This is a genomic window from Streptomyces sp. NPDC058045, assembly GCF_042885635.1.
Lineage (GTDB): Bacteria > Actinomycetota > Actinomycetes > Streptomycetales > Streptomycetaceae > Streptomyces.
Map to the genome: position 1 here is coordinate 1 of NZ_JBHVRR010000043.1, position 18,194 is coordinate 18,194.

The following is an 18,194-nucleotide window of genomic DNA, read 5'->3' on the forward strand; positions in this document are numbered from 1 at the left end:
GGACGGCGCTCCGTCGCGCCGTCCGGACCCTGTTCCTCACATCGAGCTGTCGCCTGCCGTACCGCTGATACGGATCAGAGCTGGTCCCCGACGAAGACCGTGAGGTCGACGAGGCGGTTCGAGTAGCCCCACTCGTTGTCGTACCAGCCGATGATCTTGACGGTCTTGCCGTCGGCCATCGTCAGCAGCGAGTCGAAGGTGCAGGAGGGCGGGGTGCCGACGATGTCCGAGGAGACGATCGGGTCGGCGGTGTAGAACAGCTTGCCCTGGAGCGGCCCCTCCTGGGAGGCCTTCTCGAAGGCGGCGTTGACCTCGTCCTTGGTGACCTCGCGCTCCAGCTCCACGACCAGGTCGGTGACCGAGCCGGTGGGGACCGGGACGCGCATGGCGAGGCCGTCCAGCTTGCCCTTGAGCTGCGGCAGGACCAGCGCGGTGGCCTTGGCGGCACCGGTGGTGGTGGGGATGATGTTCTCCGCGGCGGCGCGGGCGCGGCGCAGGTCCTTGTGCGGGAAGTCCAGGATGCGCTGGTCGTTGGTGTACGCGTGGACCGTCGTCATCAGGCCCTTGACGATGCCGAAGTTCTCGTCGAGGACCTTCGCCATCGGCGCCACGCAGTTGGTGGTGCAGGAGGCGTTGGAGATGACGTGGTGCTTCGCCGGGTCGTACTTGTCCTCGTTGACGCCCATGACGATGGTGATGTCCTCGTCCTTGGCCGGAGCCGAGATGAGGACCTTCTTGGCGCCGCCCGCGAGGTGCTTGGCGGCGTCGTCGCGCTTGGTGAAGATGCCGGTGGACTCGATCACCACGTCCACACCCAGCTCACCCCAGGGGATGTCGGCCGGGTTCCGCTCGGAGAGCACCTTGATGGTGTGGTCGCCCACGGTGATGGTGTCGGCGGTGTGCGACACGGGCTCCTTGAGCGTGCCCAGGATGGTGTCGTACTTCAGCAGGTGGGCGGTGGTCGCGGTGTCACCCAGGTCGTTGACAGCCACGATCTCGATGTCCGCACCCTGCTCAAGCAGCGCGCGGAAGTAGTTGCGACCGATGCGGCCAAAGCCGTTGATGCCTACGCGGATCGTCACGAACCGATCTCCTCGTTGGTACGCCGGTTTCGACGCCGGCGAGATGTATTGGGATGTCCCCGACCGCTCCCGACCCTACCTCCCCCGGGCCCGTCGGGTCTCATCGAACGGAGGCTGGGACGACCCGCTGCCCGGAACCCGCCGGTAGCTCCCCGCCGACCCCGCTCATCCGGCCGCGGAACCGCTCAAACGACCAGGTCAGCCGCACTTTCGCCGCTCATCCGGGCGAGCCCTCGCTCACACCGCGAGGTCGCCCGCCATCTCCTCCGTGAGGTTCGATTCGGTGCCCGGGACACCCAGGTCCTGGGCCCGCTTGTCGGCCATCGCCAGCAGCCGCCGGATCCGGCCGGCGACCGCGTCCTTGGTGAGCGGCGGGTCGGCCAGCGCGCCCAGCTCCTCCAGCGAGGCCTGCTTGTGCTCCATCCGCAACTGGCCCGCGGCGGCGAGGTGTTCGGGCACCTCCTCGCCGAGGATCTCCAGCGCCCGCTGCACCCGCGCCCCGGCGGCCACCGCCGCACGGGCCGAGCGCCGCAGGTTGGCGTCGTCGAAGTTGGCCAGCCGGTTCGCGGTGGCCCGGACCTCGCGCCGCATCCGGCGCTCCTCCCAGGCGAGGACCGACTCATGGGCGCCGAGCCGGGTCAGCAGGGCGCCGATGGCGTCGCCGTCGCGGACCACGACCCGGTCGACGCCGCGCACCTCGCGGGCCTTGCCGGCGATGGACAGTCTGCGGGCCGCCCCCACCAGCGCCAGGGCCGCCTCGGGTCCGGGGCAGGTCACCTCAAGCGAGGAGGACCGGCCGGGCTCGGTGAGCGAGCCGTGCGCCAGGAACGCGCCCCGCCAGGCGGCCTCCGCGTCGCAGGTGGCGCCCGAGACGACCTGCGGGGGCAGACCGCGGATGGGGCGGCCGCGTCCGTCCACCAGGCCGGTCTGGCGGGCGAGTTGGTCGCCGCCGGCCACCACCCGGACCACATAGCGCGAGCCGCGGCGCAGCCCGCCCGGGGCCATCACGATCAGCTCGGAGCTGTGCCCGAAGATCTCCAGGATGTCCCGCTTGAGGCGGCGGGCCGCCATCGCGGTGTCCAGTTCGGCCTCGATCACGATGCGCCCGCTGACCAGGTGCAGGCCGCCGGCGAACCGCAGCATCGCCGAGACCTCCGACTTCCTGCAGCAGGTACGGGTGACGGGAAGCCGGGAGACCTCGTCCTTCACCGCTGCCGTCATCGCCATGGGCCGATCCTTCCATGCATCCGAAAAATACGGTCGTACGCGGCGGCCAACAGCTCCGGATCGTGCCTCGGGGTGCCGTCGGGCCGGGCCACCGGCGCCAGCTCCACCGCCGCGCCGAAACGGTCGGCGGCCTCGGTGAGCGAGTCCCGGTCTGGCACCGCCGCCTCGTCGGCCAGCACCACGTCCAGGGCGAGTTTAGGGGCGTGTCGTGCCAAAACCTCCAAATGACGCTGCGGTGAGAAGCCTTCGGTTTCGCCGGGCTGCGGCGCGAGGTTCAGCGAGAGCACCCGCCGGGCCTTGGTGGTGAGCAGCGCGTCCAGCAGCTCGGGCACCAGCAGGTGCGGGATGACGGAGGAGAACCAGGAGCCGGGGCCGAGGACCACCCAGTCCGCGTCCAGTACCGCGGCCACCGCCTCCGGCACCGCCGGCGGATCGTGCGGCACCAGATGCACGGACTGCACCTCGCCGGTGGTCAGCGCCACGGTGGCCTGGCCCCGTACGGTGTCCACGTCGTGCGGGCGGGCCGGGTCGTGGCCGCGTACCAGGGCCTGGAGTTCCAGGGGGACGGCGGACATCGGCAGGACGCGGCCGTGTGCGCCGAGGAGCCGGCCCACCAGGTCGAGCGCCTGCACATGGTCGCCGAGCTGCTCCCACAGGGCGACGATGAGGAGATTGCCGACGGCGTGGCCGTGCATCTCGCCGCCGGAGTGGAAGCGGTGCTGGATGACCCGGGCCCAGGTCTGCCCCCAGTCGTCGTCACCGCAGAGCGCGGCGAGCGCCTTGCGCAGGTCACCGGGGGGCAGTACGCCCATCTCGTCGCGGAGCCGGCCGCTGGAGCCGCCGTCATCGGCGACGGTGACCACGGCGGTGAGGTCGCCGGTGATCCGGCGCAGGGCGGCGAGCGAGGCGGACAGGCCCATTCCGCCGCCGAGGGCGACGGCCTTGGGCGCCGCACCGCGCCGCCCGCGCCCGACCCGCCCGGCGCGGGCGCTGCGCCGGGAAGGGTCGCTCTGGGTGGGGAGCGCGCCCCGGCGCAGCCTGCCGAGCCGCGGGATGCGGTCGGTCATTCGCGGCCCATGTCCCGGTGCACCACCACGGTCTCCACACCGTCCGCGGCGAGGCGGGCGGCGAGCTTCTCCGACATCGCCACCGAGCGGTGCTTGCCGCCGGTGCAGCCGACGGCGATGGTCACATAGCGCTTGCCCTCGCGGCGGTACCCGGCGGCGACCAGGTGCAGCAGCTCGGCGTACCGGTCCAGGAACTCCTTGGCTCCGGGCTGGTTGAAGACGTAGCCGGCGACCTCCTCGTTGAGGCCGGTGAAGGAGCGCAGCTCGGGAACCCAGTGCGGGTTCGGCAGGAAGCGCATGTCCACGACGAGGTCGGCGTCCACCGGCAGGCCGTACTTGAAGCCGAACGACATGACGGTGGCGCGGAGTTCGGGCTCCTCCTCGCCGGCGAACTGGGCGTCCATCTTGGCGCGCAGTTCGTGCACGTTGAGGCCGGAGGTGTCGATCACCAGGTCGGCGTCGCCGCGCAGTTCCCGCAGCAGCTCGCGTTCCGCGGAGATGCCGTCGACGATGCGGCCGTCGCCCTGGAGCGGGTGCGGCCGGCGCACCGACTCGAAGCGGCGCACCAGGGCGTCGTCGGAGGACTCCAGGAACACGATGCGGCGGGTGACGTTCCGCGCATCCAGGTCGGCCAGGGACTCGCGCAGGTTGTCGAAGAAGCGGCGGCCGCGGACGTCGACCACGACGGCGATCCGGGCGACGTTGCCCTGCGAGCGGGCGCCCAGCTCGACCATGGTGGGGATCAGGGCGGGCGGCAGGTTGTCCACGACGAACCAGCCGAGGTCCTCAAGGCACTTGGCGGCGGTGGAGCGCCCGGCGCCGGACATCCCGGAGATGATCACCAGCTCCGGGGTGGCGGCTTCGGCGTCCCCTGCCCCGGGTGCCGCGGCGGCTTCGGGAGGTGCGGACGTGTCCGGGGTGGGCGGTCCCTCGGGTGTGGTGGCCTGGTCCGGGGTGCCCGGTTCCCCGGAACCGTCTCGGTGGGTGCTGCGCTCGTTCATGTCTCCTGCCCCCGTCGATCCTGTGCACTGCCCGGGGCGTCCGCGGCGCGGGCACCGGTACCGGGCTCCTCGTCTTCCATGATCTCTCCTGTCGCCGTGTTCACGGCGGGTGCGGCGGGAGCCGCGGCGGCGAAGGCCGCGGCCACGGTCTCCGCCGTCTTCCGGCCTATGCCGGGTACCTCGCAGATCTCGTCCACCGTGGCCGTGCGGAGCTTCTTCACCGAACCGAAATGCTTGACCAGGGCCTGCTTACGGGTCTCGCCCAGGCCCGGTACGTCGTCCAGCGGGCCGGACCGGAAGCGCTTGGCCCGCTTGGTGCGCTGGTAGGCGAGGGCGAAGCGGTGCGCCTCGTCGCGTACCCGTTGCAGCAGGTAGAGGCCCTCGCTGGTGCGGGGCAGGACCACCGGGTCGTCCTCGTCCGGCACCCACACCTCCTCCAGCCGCTTGGCCAGGCCGCACACCGCGATGTCGTCGATGCCCAGCTCGTCCAGGGCCCGCCGGGCGGCCGCCACCTGCGGCTGCCCGCCGTCCACCACGACCAGTTGCGGCGGGTACGCGAAGCGCCTGGGGCGGCCGTTCTCCTCGGTGAGCGCGTCCTCCTCGGCGAGCGCGGGCCCGGCCGCCGGGTCCGGGTCGCCGCCGGCCTGCTCCCCCGCGGACCAGGCGCCGGTCCGCTCCTGCTCGGCGAGGTAGCGGCGGAAGCGGCGGGTGATCACCTCGTGCATGGAGCGGACGTCGTCCTGGCCGCGGAAGCCCTTGATCTGGAAGCGCCGGTACTCGCTCTTGCGGGCCAGCCCGTCCTCGAAGACCACCATGGAGGCCACCACGTCGTCGCCCTGGAGATGCGAGATGTCGTAGCACTCGACCCGCAGTGGGGCGCTGTCCAGGTCGAGGGCGGCGGCGATCTCCTCCAGGGCGCGGGAGCGGGTCGTCAGATCGGAGGCACGTTTCGTCTTGTGCAGGGCGAGGGCCTGCTGCGCGTTGCGTTCCACCGTCTCCATCAGGGCCCGCTTGTCGCCGCGCTGCGGGACCCGCAGCGAGACCTGCGCCCCGCGCCGCCCGCTCAGCCACTCCTGTACCGGAACCACCGGCTCCGGCAGTGCGGGCACCAGCACCTCCTTGGGCACCGCGTCGCCGCTCTCCTCGCCGTAGAGCTGCTGGAGGGCGTGCTCGACCAGGTCGGCGGTGGTGACGGCCTCGACCTTGTCGGTGACCCAGCCGCGCTGGCCGCGCACCCGCCCGCCCCGTACATGGAAGATCTGTACGGCGGCCTCCAGCTCGTCCTCGGCGAGGGCCATCAGATCGGCGTCGGTGGCGTCGGCGAGGACCACCGCGCTCCGCTCCATCGCCTTGCGCAGCGCCCCGATGTCGTCCCGCAGCCGCGCCGCCCGCTCGTACTCCAGCTCCTCGGCGGCCTCGGCCATGCCGCGCTCCAGGCGGCGCAGATAGGTGCCGGTGCGGCCGGCCATGAAGTCGCAGAACTCCTCGGCGAGTTCACGGTGTTCCTCGGGGGTGACGCGGCCCACGCAGGGCGCCGAGCACTTCCCGATGTAGCCGAGCAGGCAGGGGCGGCCGGTGCGGGCCGCGTTCTTGAACACACCGGCCGAGCAGGTGCGCACCGGGAAGACCCGCAGCAGCAGATCGACGGTGTCCCGGATCGCCCAGGCATGACCGTACGGCCCGAAGTAGCGCACGCCCTTCCGCTTCTTGCCGCGCATCACCTGGACCCGGGGGAACTCCTCGTTCAGGGTCACCGCGAGATACGGATAGCTCTTGTCGTCGCGGTACTTGACGTTGAACCGCGGGTCGAACTCCTTGATCCAGGTGTATTCGAGCTGGAGCGCCTCGACCTCGGTGGTGACCACGGTCCACTCGACGGAGGCGGCGGTGGTGACCATGGTGCGGGTGCGGGGGTGCAGTCCGGCCAGGTCCTGGAAGTAGTTGGCCAGGCGCTGGCGCAGGCTTTTCGCCTTCCCCACGTAGATCACCCGGCGGTGCTCGTCGCGGAAGCGGTAGACCCCCGGGGAGTCGGGGATCTGTCCCGGCTTGGGACGGTAGGAGGAGGGGTCGGCCATGCCCACACCCTACTGTCGTACGGGGTCCCGGCGGGCGCCGCGACCGCCTCCCGGGGAGGGGCCGCGGAGCGGGTCAGGTCCGGTCCGCCGGGCCGACCACCACGTTGCCCTTCTCCACCCGTACCGGCAGCTCGATCAGGGGTGAACTGGCCGGTGGATGAAGGACCTTGCCGCTGGTCGCGTCGAACTTGCTGCCGTGGCAGACACAGGTGAGGGTGGTCGCCTCCAAGTCGTTCATGACGCACTTGCGGTGGGTGCAGATGGTGCTGAACGCCTTGCAGGTGCCGTCCCCGGACCTGCTGACGACCACCTGGTCGTCGGCGAAGAGCCGCGCCCCGCCGGCCGGGATGTCCTTCTCCGGGCCGAGGTCCACGGGGGCGGTGGGGAGGGCGGCGACCGTCGAGTCGTCCTGGGGTGCGCAGGCGGCGAGGCCCAGCCCGGCCACCGGCGCCGTGGCGGCACCACGCAGCAGCGTACGGCGCGGCGGACGCGGACGGCTCGGCATGACGTCTCCCCTGGTCGGACGGGTGTTCCGTGGTCGCCCGCCGAGGATATCCAGGCGGCACCCGGGGCCCGCGGGCGGGTGGGCGCGGCGGCTCCGCGTCCGCCGGGATCCGCCGGGGGTCGTCCGCAAGCGGTTGCGTAAGCGTTTACCTGCGGGGTGGGTGTCGGGTAGCTTCGCGGTCGGTGACCGGCGGCGGAGTGGGGCGGGATGGCGACCATGGCGGATGTGGCGCGGCGGGCCGGGGTGTCCGCGGCCACGGTCTCGCATGTGCTGAACGGCACCCGCCCGGTCCGGCCCGCCACCCGGCAGGCCGTGCTGGACGCCATCGAGGCCCTCGGCTACACCCACAACACCCTGGCCCGCTCCCTGGTCACCGCCCGCACCGGGACCGTGGGCCTCGCGGTCTCCGCGGCCCGGCACCCGTACTTCGCCGAGATCCTCAGCGGAGTCGAGGCCGCCGCCCTGGAGCACGGGTACGGCCTGCTGGTCGCCGATCCACACGACGATCCGGGGCATGAGCTGCGGGTGGTGCGGCTGCTGCACCAGCGGCGGGTGGACGGCCTGATCCTCACCCCGTCCGCCGCCCCGGCCGCGCTCCTCGACTACCTGCGGCGGCACCGCGTACCGACGGTCCTGCTGGATCGCGTACCAGCCCCGGAGGACGGGGGCGGGGGCTGGGCGTTCGATCAGGTGGGGGCGGAGAACGCGGGGCCCGCCGAGGAGTTGGTGGCGCATCTGGCGGGGCTCGGCCACACCCGGATCGGGCTGATCGCGGGGCTCGCGGGGCTGAGCACCAGCCGGGAGCGGCTGGCCGGTTACCGGGCGGGGCTGGCGGCGGCCGGGCTCCGCTTCGATCCGGCGCTGGTCGCGGCCGGGCACTCGACGGCCGACGGCGCCGAGGCCGCCGCCCGCGCGCTGCTCGACCGGCCCGCCCCGCCGACCTCGCTGCTGGCCGCGAACGACGCGATGACCCTCGGCACCCTGCGCGCACTCCGCGCCCTGCGGCGGCGGGTGCCGCGGGATGTCGCACTGGTGGGCTTCGGCGACTTCCCCTGGGCGGACCTCTTCGAGCCGCGGCTCACGGCCGTCGCCCAGCCCGCCGCGGAGATCGGGGCCACAGCGCTACGGCTGCTGCTGGACCGGGTGGACGCGCCGGACCGCCCGCCGCGCACTGTCCGGCTGCCCTGCGCCTTCGTCCACCGTTCCTCCTGCGGCTGCCCGGACGACGCGGCGGCCCCGAAGCGGACGGACCGCCTTCCACGGATACCGACTTCACGGAGAGGAACAGACCGTTGATCGTCGTCGCAGGTGAGGCCCTGATCGATCTGGTACCGCGGGTCCCGGGAGCGCTGGCGGATCTCGCGCCCCGGCTCGGCGGCGGCCCGTACAACACGGCGGTGGCGCTGGGGCGGCTAGGCTCCCCGGCCGCCTTCTGCTCCCGGGTGTCCTCGGACGCCTTCGGTACGGCACTGCTGGACGGGCTGCGGGCGGCGGGGGTGGATGTGTCGCTGGTGCAGCGGGGTACGGAGCCGACGACGCTGGCGGTCGCCTCGGTCGGCGAGGACGGCTCCGCCGGGTACGGCTTCTATGTCGAGGGCACCGCGGACCGCCTGTTCACCGCGCCCCGTCAACTACCCGGCGCCACCCGGGCGTTGTCCTTCGGCACCTGCTCACTGGTACTGGAGCCGGGCGCCACCGCCTATACGGAGCTGATGCGGCGGGCTGCCGGGCAGGGGCTCCTCACCGCGCTCGACCCGAACATCCGGGCCGGCCTCATCCCGGACCCGGAGGCGTACCGGGCCCGTTTCCGCGGCTGGCTGCCTTTCACGGGGCTGCTGAAACTCTCCGAGGAGGACGCCGGGTGGTTGGGCGGCAGCCCGGCGGAGTGGCTGGCGTCGGGTCCGGCGGCGGTGGTGGTCACCCGGGGTGGGAAGGGGCTGACGGTGCTGACGCGGCGCGGGGAGGTGTCGGTGCCGGGTGAGCCGGTGACGGTGGTGGACACCATCGGGGCGGGCGACACGGTCAACGCGGCGTTGCTGCATCGACTGGCCGCCCATGACGCCCTCTCCGCACCGGCGTTGGCCGCACTGCCCGAGGACACCTGGGAGGACGTCCTCCGCTTCGCCGCCCGCGCCGCGGCGCTCACCTGCTCCCGCCCCGGCGCCCAGCCCCCGTACGCACGGGAGTTGGCGGCGGAATAGAGGACTCCCTCGGCTACTTCCCCGCGCACCGGTGCCTGGCGGGGGCACCGGCGCGCGGCGGGACGTCCGGGCTTGCGGCCGGACCTTCAGGACTTCCTGGCGCGGGCCGAACTCTTCGCCGTAGCGGCCGACTTGGTGGCGCGGGCGGAGGCCGGTCCGGTGGTGCGGCGGGGGGCCTTCTTCACCGGGGTGGCGTCGCTGATGCGGTCCGGGCCCAGCACATCGCGGAGGAACTTGCCGGTGTGGCTGGCGGGGATCGAGGCGACCTGCTCGGGGGTGCCCTCCGCGACGACGAGACCGCCGCCGCTGCCGCCCTCCGGGCCCATGTCCACGACCCAGTCGGCCGTCTTGATCACATCGAGGTTGTGCTCGATGACGATGACCGTGTTGCCCTTCTCGACCAGACCGGAGAGGACCGAGATCAGCTTGCTGATGTCCTCGAAGTGCAGGCCGGTGGTGGGCTCGTCCAGGACGTAGACGGTGCTGCCGGTGGAGCGCTTCTGGAGTTCGCTGGCCAGCTTGACGCGCTGGGCCTCACCGCCGGAGAGGGTGGGCGCCGATTGGCCGAGGCGGACGTAGCCGAGGCCGACGTCGTTGAGCGTCCGCAGATGGCGGGCGATGGCGGGGACCGCCTCGAAGAAGCCGAGCGCCTCCTCGATGGGCATGTCCAGCACCTCGGCGATGGACTTGCCCTTGTAGTGCACCTCCAGGGTCTCCCGGTTGTAGCGCGCGCCGTGGCAGACCTCGCACGGTACGTACACATCCGGCAGGAAGTTCATCTCGATCTTGATGGTGCCGTCGCCGGAGCAGTTCTCGCAGCGGCCGCCCTTGACGTTGAAGGAGAAGCGGCCCGGCAGGTATCCGCGGACCTTGGCCTCGGTGGTCTCGGCGAAGAGGCGGCGCACATGGTCGAAGACGCCGGTGTAGGTGGCCGGGTTGGAGCGGGGGGTGCGGCCGATGGGTGACTGGTCGACGTGCACCACCTTGTCCACCAGGTCGTCGCCGTCGACGCGGGTGTGCCGGCCGGGCACGCTGCGGGCGCCGTTGAGTTCGCGGGCGAGGTGGGTGTAGAGGATGTCGTTGACCAGGGTGGACTTGCCGGATCCGGAGACTCCGGTGACGGCGGTGAGGACGCCCAGCGGGAAGGCGACGTCGATGTCCTGGAGGTTGTTCTCCCGGGCGCCGTGCACGGTGAGGCGGCGGCCGGGGTCCGCGGGGCGGCGGATGTCGGGCAGGGCGATGGACCGCTTGCCGGCGAGGTACTGCCCGGTGATCGACCGGTGGTTGGCGAGGAGTCCCTTCAACGGGCCGCTGTGCACGACCTCGCCGCCGTGCTCACCGGCACCGGGGCCGATGTCCACGACCCAGTCGGCGACGTTGATGGTGTCCTCGTCGTGCTCGACCACGATCAGGGTGTTGCCCATGTCGCGGAGGCGGACCAGGGTCTCGATCAGGCGGTGGTTGTCCCGCTGGTGCAGGCCGATGGACGGCTCGTCCAGGACGTAGAGCACGCCGACCAGGCCGGAGCCGATCTGGGTGGCGAGGCGGATGCGCTGGGCCTCGCCGCCGGAGAGGGTGCCCGCCGCGCGGTTCAGCGAGAGGTAGTCGAGGCCGACGTCGACCAGGAACCGTAGGCGCTCGTTGACCTCCTTGAGGACGCGCTCGGCGATCTTCCGGTCGCGGGCGTTCAGCTTCATGGCGCCCAGGAACTCGGCGCATTCGCTGATGGACATGGCGGAGACCTCGGCGATGGACCTGCCCATCACCGTCACCGCCAGCACGATCGGCTTGAGCCGGGTGCCCTCGCAGGTGGGGCAGGGCACCTCGCGCATATAGCCCTCGAAGCGCTCCCGGCTGGAGTCGCTCTCCGCCTCGCTGTGCCGCCGCTTCACAAACGGCACGGCGCCTTCGAAGGGCGTGGTGTAGACCCGCTCGCGGCCGTAGCGGTTGCGGTAACGCACCTCGATCTGGGTCTTGTGGCCGTTCAGCAGCGCCTTCTTGGCACGCTGCGGCAGACCCGCGAAGGGGATGTCGGTACGGAAGCCGAGGGCGTCGGCGAGGGCTCCGACGAGCCGGCCGAAGTAGTCCCGGGTGTGGCCGTGCGACCAGGGGTGGATGGCGCCCTCGTCCAGGGACTTCTCCTCGTCGGGGACGATCAGCTCCGGGTCGACCTCCATCCGGGTGCCGATGCCGGTGCAGTCCGGGCAGGCGCCGAAGGGCGAGTTGAAGGAGAAGGAGCGGGGCTCCAACTCCTCGAAGGAGAGGTCGTCATGGGGGCAGTAGAGGTGCTCCGAGTACATCCGCTCGCGCTCGGGGTCGTCCTCCGGGAGGTCCACGAAGTCGAGGACGACCATGCCGCCGGAGAGGCCGAGGGCGGTCTCCACCGAGTCGGTGAGGCGGCGCTTGGCGCTGTCCTTGACGGTGAGGCGGTCCACCACCACCTCGATGGTGTGCTTCTCCTGCTTCTTCAACGTGGGCGGCTCGGAGAGCTGGACGGTGGCGCCGTCCACCCGGGCCCGGCTGTAGCCCTTGGTCTGGAGGTCGGAGAAGAGGTCCACGAACTCGCCCTTGCGCTCGCGCACCAGCGGCGACAGCACCTGGAAGCGGCTGCCCTCGGGCAGCTCCAGCACCTTGTCCACGATGGCCTGCGGCGACTGCCGGGCGATGGGGCGCCCGCACTCGGGACAGTGCGGCTTGCCGATCCGGGCGAAGAGCAGCCGGAGGTAGTCGTAGACCTCGGTGATGGTGCCGACGGTGGAGCGCGGATTGCGCGAGGTGGACTTCTGGTCGATGGAGACGGCGGGCGAGAGGCCCTCGATGAAGTCGACGTCGGGCTTGTCCATCTGCCCGAGGAACTGCCGCGCGTACGAGGAGAGCGACTCGACGTAGCGGCGCTGGCCCTCGGCGAAGATCGTGTCGAAGGCGAGGGAGGACTTGCCGGATCCGGACAGACCGGTGAAGACGATGAGGGAGTCGCGTGGCAGGTCGAGCGAGACGTTCCTCAGATTGTGCTCGCGCGCGCCACGGACGATGAGACGGTCGGCCACGCCGGTCCGCACCTTTCTTGAGAGAGGGAGACAAGGGCAGGGCCCCGGTCACCCACAGGCTTGAGGGGGCCGTCTTCGGCGAGCGGTGCTTTCCCGCTTGGGTGCAACCTCCGCCGCCGCCCGGTCATTCCCGGCCGGCCCGGACCCGGACTTCCAGGATGCCCGATGCCCCGGCCGAGCCTATAGCACGCACATTCGATTCAAGGGGGTCGGTCGCCACCTTCACCCGAAGGAGTGGCGGGACTATCTTCGGAGCCATGAACGATCATGTGCACGACCTCGCATCTGTACGTGACGCGACCGACCGGCTGCTGACCGCGGCCGCCCGACTGGACAACGCGGACCTGGCCGGACCGTCACGGCTGCCGGGCTGGACCCGCGGCCATGTCCTGGCCCATCTCTCCCGCAACGCGGACGCCTTGGTGAACGTCCTCGCCGGCCGCCCCATGTACGAGAGCGAAACGGCCCGGGACGAGGACATCGAGCGGGACGCCCCCCGTGGCGCGGCCGAGCAGCTCGCCGATCTGAGGGCGAGCGCGCTCCGCCTGGAGGAGCAGGCCGCACTCACCACCGACTGGTCCCGCACGGTGGAACTGCGCAACGGCATCACCGACTCGGCGTCCGGGGTGCCCTTCCGGCGGCTGATCGAGGTGGAGCTGCACCATGTCGACCTGGACGCCGGATACGAGCTGGAGGATCTGCCGGGCGCCTTCGTGGAACGGGAGACCGGCTTCCTCACCGCACGCTTCGAGGGCCACCCCGAGGTGGTGCCGGTGCGGATCACGGCGGACGGGCGGAGCTGGACCACCGGCGGCGGCGCCGGGGGCGGGACGGTCGAGGTGTCCGGGACCGCGGCCGAGGTGATGGGCTGGCTGGCCGGGCGCCGGGACGGCACCGCGCTGGCGGTGACCGGTGGCACACTGCCGCCGCTGCCGCCGCTGTAGCCCTGGGTAGGCTGGCGGCCATGACGTACAGCGGAGATGTGCGGGTCGGCGGCCCCGCGGATGTGCATGAGTTGCGGGACCTGATGATCTCCAAGGTGGCCGTCGGCCCGATGGAGAACAACGCCTATCTGCTGCGCTGCCGCGCCACCGGCGAGCAGGCGCTGATCGACGCGGCGAACGAGCCCAGGACGCTGCTCACCCTGATCGGCGAGGACGGCATCGCCTCCGTGGTCACCACCCACCGCCACCCCGACCACTGGCAGGCGCTGGCCGAGGTGGTCGCGGCGACCGGGGCGCGGACCCAGGCCGGGCGGGACGACGTCGAGGGCATCCCCGTCGCCACCGATGTGGCGCTGGCCGACGGCGACCAGGTGCGTGTGGGACGGGTGGCGCTGACGGTGCGGCATCTGGTCGGCCACACCCCGGGCTCGATCGCGCTGGTCTACGACGACCTGCACGGCCACCCCCATGTCTTCACCGGCGACTGCCTCTTCCCCGGCGGTGTGGGCCACACCTCCAAGGACCCGGTGGCCTTCGTCCGGCTGCTGGACGATGTGGAGGAGAAGATCTTCGGCCCGCTGCCGGACGAGACCTGGGTCTATCCCGGCCACGGCAAGGACACCACGCTGGGCGCGGAGCGGCCGCACCTCGGCGAGTGGCGCGAGCGCGGCTGGTGACACCGCCCGGCCCCGCGCCGACCCGCCCCGAGACGGGCGGGGCAGGCGCGGGGCACTGCGGTACGGGATGTCGCGCGGTCCGAAAGACATGCCCCCGATAGTGGCACCCGCCACTGACAATCAGCCCTGACCTGCGAAAACGCCTCCGGGGAGGCCGCCGCACCAGGGTCAGGCGGCAGCGGTGCCCGCGCCGCACAGCGTGGCGACCCGGTGCACTGCGAAGGCGTAGCCCTGGATGCCGCAGCCCGCGATGACGCCGTCGGCGCGCAGCGAGACATACGAGTGGTGCCGGAACTCCTCGCGCCGGTGCACGTTGGAAAGGTGCACCTCGATCACCGGCAGGCCGTCGCAGGTGTTCAGGGCGTCCAGGATGGCCACCGAAGTGTGGGTGTAGGCGGCCGGGTTGATGACGATCCCGGAGTGCGCCTCGCGTGCCTCGTGGATCCAGTCGATCAGCTCGCCCTCGTGGTTGGACTGGCGCAGGTCGACGGTGCCGCCGTGGACGGCCGCGGCCTCGGAGCAGAGGGCCTCGATGTCGGCGAGGGTGTCGGTGCCGTAGATCTCGGGCTGGCGCTTGCCGAGGAGGTTCAGATTGGGTCCGTTGAGGACCATCACCGGGGCGCTGGCGAAGGTGCGGGGCACGGTGCTCCTTGGGCGTTGCGGGGGCCGGGCGGCCTGGGGCGGCTGTCGGATGCCGGTCTATCACGGGGCCGGAAATCGGGTGCGACGGGCGGGCGGGCCGCCGTAGCCTCCGGGCATGGTCCAGCCGACGTTCACCCCTCCTCCCCCGGTGCGCCCCGGGGACCGGATCGCGGTCGTGTCCCTCTCCGGCGGCCTGCCCGAACTCTTCCCCGCGCCCTACGAGTTGGGGTTGCGGCGGCTGCGTTCGGTGTTCGGTCTGGAGCCGGTGGAGTACCCGTCGACGCGGCTGCTGCGCTCAACTCCCCGGCAGCGGGCGGACGATCTGCACACGGCGTTCGCGGACCCCTCGGTGGCGGCCGTCCTGGCGAGCATCGGGGGCGAGGACCAGATCACCGTACTGCCGCTGCTGGACCGGGAGTTGATCGGGGGGCATCCCAAGCGGTTCCTCGGGTACAGCGACAACACCAATCTGCTGGCCTTCCTGTGGAACACCGGGATCGTCGGGTACCACGGCGGGTCGGTGATGTGCGAGCTGGGGCGGCCGGGGGCGATGGCTCCGCTCACCGAGGAGTCGCTGCGGGCCGCGCTGTTCACCAGCGGGCCCTACGAGTTGAGGCCGCCGGAGCGGTTCGGGGAGGTGAACCGGCCCTGGGACGATCCGGCGACGTTCACTGCGGAGCCGGAGACCGGGCCGGCGCCCGGCTGGTGCTGGCACGGGCCCTGGGAGGGGCCCGGCGGTGTGGTGGAGGGGCGGACCTGGGGCGGCTGTCTGGAGGTCGTCGCCCGGCTGCTGGCGGATGGCCGGGAGATCGCCCGCGACCCGGCCGCCTACGACAACTGTGTGCTCTTCCTGGAGACTTCGGAGGAGCTGCCTTCGGCGGAGGAGGTCTTCCGGTTGCTCGGGGAGTTGGGCGAGCGGGGGCTGCTCGGGCGGTTCTCGGCGCTGCTGATGGGGCGGGCCCGGGCCTGGTCGCTGGCGGAACGGCGGGGTGCGCGGGAGCGGGAGGAGTACCGCCGGGCGCAGCGGGAGGCGGTGCTGCGGGCGCTCTCGCGGTACGCGCCGCGCCTGCCCGTCGTCTTCGGGGTGGACCTCGGGCACACCGACCCGCAACTGGTGGTGCCGTACGGGGGTGTGGTGCGGGTGGACGGGCCGGCGCGGCGGATCACCGTGCGGTACTGACGCGGGCGGTCAGGGGTTGACGGAGAGTTCCAGGTAGGCGGCGAGGAGGGCGAGGTGGACGCCGCCCTGGAGGGGGGTGGCGCGGCCGGGCACGATGCTGAGGGTGCCGACCACCACCGTCAGCACCAGCAGGACCATATGGGTGGCGCCGAGGCCGAGGGTGAGCGGTCCGGTGAGCCAGAGCGAGGCGAGAGCGACGGCGGGGATGGTCAGGCCGATGCTGGCCATGGCGGAGCCCAGGGCGAGATTGAGGCTGGTCTGCACCCGGTCCCGGCGGGCGGCGCGGACCGCGGCGATCGTCTCGGGCAGCAGCACCAGCAGGGCGATGACGACACCGACCACGGCCTGCGGCATCCCGGCCGCGTCCACCCCGGACTCGATGGTCGGGGAGACGCCCTTGGCCAGGCCGACGACGCCGATGAGGGCGAGGCTGAGCAGGCCGAGGCTGTTGAGGGCGGTGCGGCGGCTGGGCGTGTCGGCGTGGTCGTCGACGTCGATGACCTTGCCCTGCCGGGTGATCGGGAGGAAGTAGTCGCGGTGCCGCACGGTCTGGGTGGCGACGAAGAGGCCGTAGAGGGCGAGCGACGCGAGGGCGGCGAAGGTGAGTTGGGGGGTGGAGAACTCGGGGCCCGGCTTGGTGGTGGTGAAGGTCGGCAGTACCAGGCTGAGGGTGGCGAGGGTGGCGACGGTGGCGAGCGCGGCGCCGCTGCCCTCCGGGTTGAAGACGGCGACCCGGTGCCGCATGGAGGTGACGAGCAGGCTGAGTCCGAAGATGCCGTTGCAGGTGATCATCACGGCGGCGAAGACGGTGTCCCGGGCCAGGGTGGCGCTCTTGTCGCCGCCGTCCAGCATGAGCGTGACGATGAGCGCCACCTCGATGACGGTGACGGCGACGGCGAGGACGAGGGAGCCGAAGGGTTCGCCGACGCGGTGCGCGACGACCTCCGCGTGGTGCACGGCGGCCAGCACCGCACCGGCCAGGACCAGGGTCATCACGCCGACGACGAAGCCCGGCATATCGCGGCCCCAGGTGAGGACGAGCAGCACCACGGCGAGGACCGGGAGCAGGCCCGTCCAGTGCCGGGTGAGTGCGGCGAGCCTGGTGATCATGCCGCCGATCGTTCCAGACGGGGGGCGAGGGTGCACTCCGGGTGCCGGGTCCCCGTCCCACCCCGCGTCGGTCGGTTCCGGTGCGTGGTGCGGGTCGTGGGGGTGCCGGCCGTCGGGCGTGTGCTGGGTGTCGGGCGTGTGCTGGCCTTCGTACATGGGCTGGGTTCAGTGCTCCCGTCGGTCGCCGGTGGTCGCCAGGGGGTCCTCGCCGCTGCCCTCGGCCTCCGCCTCGGCCTGCCGGTGGGAGGCGACGAGGCTGGTCACGGTGGTGACGACCAGCACGGCGCAGATCACGCCCAGGGAGACCGCGGTGGAGATCTCCGGGACGGGCACGCCGGTCTCGTGCAGTGCGTGCAGCACGAGCTTGACGCCGATGAAGGCGAGGATGACGGAGAGGCCGTAGCTGAGGTGGACGAGCTTCTTGAGCAGCCCGCCGATGAGGAAGTAGAGCTGCCTGAGCCCCATCAGCGCGAAGGCGTTGGCGGTGAAGACGATGTACGGGTCCTGGGTGAGGCCGAAGATCGCGGGGATGGAGTCGAGTGCGAAGAGGACGTCGGTGGTGCCGATGGCCAGCATGACGACGAGCATCGGCGTCATCACGCGCTTGCCGTTCTGCCGGATCCACAGCCGGGTGCCGTGGTAGCGGTCGGCCACCCCGAAGCGGCGCTCGGCCGCCTTCAGCAGCCGGTTCTCCTCGAACTCCTCGTCGTCCGCGTCGGCCCTGGCCTCCTGGATCAGCTTGACTGCGGTCCAGATGAGGAAGGCGCCGAAGAGGAAGAAGACCGAGGAGAAGCGGTCGATGACGGCGGCGCCCGCGGCGATGAAGACGGCGCGCAGCACCAGCGCGATCAGCACGCCGATCAGCAGGACGCGCTGCTGGAAGCGGGCCGGCACGGCGAACTTGCCCATGATCAGGACGAAGACGAAGAGGTTGTCGACGCTCAGCGACTTCTCGGTGATGTAGCCCGCGAAGAACTCCCCGGCGGACTTGCCGGAGCCGAACAGCAGCAGGCCCGCGCCGAAGAGTCCGGCGAGCACGATCCAGACGACGGTCCAGATCGCGGCCTCCTTGAGGGAGACCTCGTGCGGTTTGCGGCCGATGAAGAAGTCGGCCCCGATGAGGAGCCCGAGGCCCACGACGGTCAGGGCCCAGAGCGTGAGAGAAACATCCATGACGCCTCCGGCAGTAGGTGTGGCAGGTCTCAGCCTGTGGCTGCCGGAGGTCTCTTCCACCCGGGGCGGGCCGATCTGGCCTGCGCTCCTCGGGCCGGCGCCCCGGGACCTTCACGGTCCGTACTGACGACTGCGCCGCAGCAGGAGTACTCCCCTCCGCCCAAAGAACAGTACAGGAAACACCAAGGAAAGGTAAAACGCTGGGTAACGGGAGGCTGCGGTATCGGTGAAGAACGGTCTGTGTTTCCGGGGGCGGGGCGGGG

15 protein-coding genes are annotated in these 18,194 nt (G+C 71.8%); 5 read left to right on the plus strand and 10 right to left on the minus strand.

Features of this window, described 5'->3' with window-relative positions; translation table 11 throughout:
- Nucleotides 1-74: 74 nt before the first annotated feature.
- From gap to ACFVST_RS22720, 6 genes are all read right to left on the minus strand, one after another.
- Nucleotides 75-1,082, minus strand: coding sequence for a type I glyceraldehyde-3-phosphate dehydrogenase (gene gap / locus ACFVST_RS22695; RefSeq protein ID WP_390154940.1), 1,008 nt, complete (start codon nucleotides 1,080-1,082; stop codon nucleotides 75-77).
- Between the two features lie 237 nt (nucleotides 1,083-1,319).
- A complete protein-coding gene (gene whiA / locus ACFVST_RS22700; protein ID WP_390154943.1) occupies nucleotides 1,320-2,309 on the minus strand; it encodes a DNA-binding protein WhiA in 990 nt (329 codons plus the stop codon).
- Nucleotides 2,300-3,376 (minus strand): uridine diphosphate-N-acetylglucosamine-binding protein YvcK, encoded by a 1,077-nt coding sequence (yvcK, locus tag ACFVST_RS22705; protein WP_390154946.1) that lies wholly within the window; start codon nucleotides 3,374-3,376, stop codon nucleotides 2,300-2,302. Before yvcK ends, whiA begins: the two co-directional genes overlap by 10 nt.
- Nucleotides 3,373-4,377, minus strand: a complete 1,005-nt coding sequence (gene rapZ / locus ACFVST_RS22710) for an RNase adapter RapZ (protein ID WP_390154949.1) — start codon at nucleotides 4,375-4,377, stop codon at nucleotides 3,373-3,375. The genes yvcK and rapZ overlap by 4 nt, the downstream gene beginning before the upstream one ends.
- Nucleotides 4,374-6,452: an excinuclease ABC subunit UvrC gene (gene uvrC, locus ACFVST_RS22715; protein WP_390154952.1), complete on the minus strand. Its 2,079-nt coding sequence runs from the start codon at nucleotides 6,450-6,452 to the stop codon at nucleotides 4,374-4,376. Before uvrC ends, rapZ begins: the two co-directional genes overlap by 4 nt.
- Nucleotides 6,453-6,525: 73 nt before the next feature.
- A complete protein-coding gene (locus ACFVST_RS22720; RefSeq protein ID WP_390154955.1) occupies nucleotides 6,526-6,957 on the minus strand; it encodes a Rieske (2Fe-2S) protein in 432 nt (143 codons plus the stop codon).
- 207 nt (nucleotides 6,958-7,164) lie between these two features.
- Between ACFVST_RS22720 and ACFVST_RS22725 the strand changes: the two genes are divergently transcribed.
- On the plus strand, nucleotides 7,165-8,253 hold the full coding sequence (locus tag ACFVST_RS22725; protein ID WP_390154958.1) for a LacI family DNA-binding transcriptional regulator: 1,089 nt from the start codon (nucleotides 7,165-7,167) through the stop codon (nucleotides 8,251-8,253).
- On the plus strand, nucleotides 8,250-9,158 hold the full coding sequence (locus tag ACFVST_RS22730) for a carbohydrate kinase (RefSeq protein WP_390154960.1): 909 nt from the start codon (nucleotides 8,250-8,252) through the stop codon (nucleotides 9,156-9,158). The genes ACFVST_RS22725 and ACFVST_RS22730 overlap by 4 nt, the downstream gene beginning before the upstream one ends.
- Before the next feature lie 86 nt (nucleotides 9,159-9,244).
- Here ACFVST_RS22730 and uvrA read toward each other — a convergent pair whose 3' ends face one another.
- Complete coding sequence (gene uvrA / locus ACFVST_RS22735) at nucleotides 9,245-12,205, minus strand: excinuclease ABC subunit UvrA (RefSeq protein WP_390154963.1); 2,961 nt, start codon at nucleotides 12,203-12,205, stop codon at nucleotides 9,245-9,247.
- A gap of 257 nt (nucleotides 12,206-12,462) precedes the next feature.
- Here uvrA and ACFVST_RS22740 point away from each other — a divergent pair, with 257 nt between their 5' ends.
- Both ACFVST_RS22740 and ACFVST_RS22745 read left to right on the plus strand, forming a co-directional pair.
- Nucleotides 12,463-13,149, plus strand: coding sequence for a maleylpyruvate isomerase family mycothiol-dependent enzyme (locus ACFVST_RS22740; RefSeq protein WP_390154966.1), 687 nt, complete (start codon nucleotides 12,463-12,465; stop codon nucleotides 13,147-13,149).
- A gap of 20 nt (nucleotides 13,150-13,169) precedes the next feature.
- Nucleotides 13,170-13,826, plus strand: a complete 657-nt coding sequence (locus ACFVST_RS22745) for an MBL fold metallo-hydrolase (RefSeq protein ID WP_390154969.1) — start codon at nucleotides 13,170-13,172, stop codon at nucleotides 13,824-13,826.
- A 168-nt stretch (nucleotides 13,827-13,994) separates the two neighbouring features.
- On the opposite strand, the gene aroQ is transcribed toward ACFVST_RS22745, so the two are convergent.
- Nucleotides 13,995-14,468, minus strand: coding sequence for a type II 3-dehydroquinate dehydratase (gene aroQ, locus ACFVST_RS22750; RefSeq protein WP_390154971.1), 474 nt, complete (start codon nucleotides 14,466-14,468; stop codon nucleotides 13,995-13,997).
- A gap of 115 nt (nucleotides 14,469-14,583) precedes the next feature.
- On the opposite strand from aroQ, the gene ACFVST_RS22755 reads away from it, so the two are divergent.
- On the plus strand, nucleotides 14,584-15,648 hold the full coding sequence (locus tag ACFVST_RS22755; RefSeq protein ID WP_390154974.1) for a S66 peptidase family protein: 1,065 nt from the start codon (nucleotides 14,584-14,586) through the stop codon (nucleotides 15,646-15,648).
- A gap of 9 nt (nucleotides 15,649-15,657) precedes the next feature.
- On the opposite strand, the gene ACFVST_RS22760 is transcribed toward ACFVST_RS22755, so the two are convergent.
- Both ACFVST_RS22760 and ACFVST_RS22765 read right to left on the minus strand, forming a co-directional pair.
- Nucleotides 15,658-16,758 (minus strand): calcium:proton antiporter, encoded by a 1,101-nt coding sequence (locus ACFVST_RS22760; RefSeq protein ID WP_390154977.1) that lies wholly within the window; start codon nucleotides 16,756-16,758, stop codon nucleotides 15,658-15,660.
- 165 nt (nucleotides 16,759-16,923) lie between these two features.
- Nucleotides 16,924-17,931, minus strand: coding sequence for a TerC family protein (locus ACFVST_RS22765; protein WP_390154980.1), 1,008 nt, complete (start codon nucleotides 17,929-17,931; stop codon nucleotides 16,924-16,926).
- Between the last annotated feature and the right edge of the window lie 263 nt (nucleotides 17,932-18,194).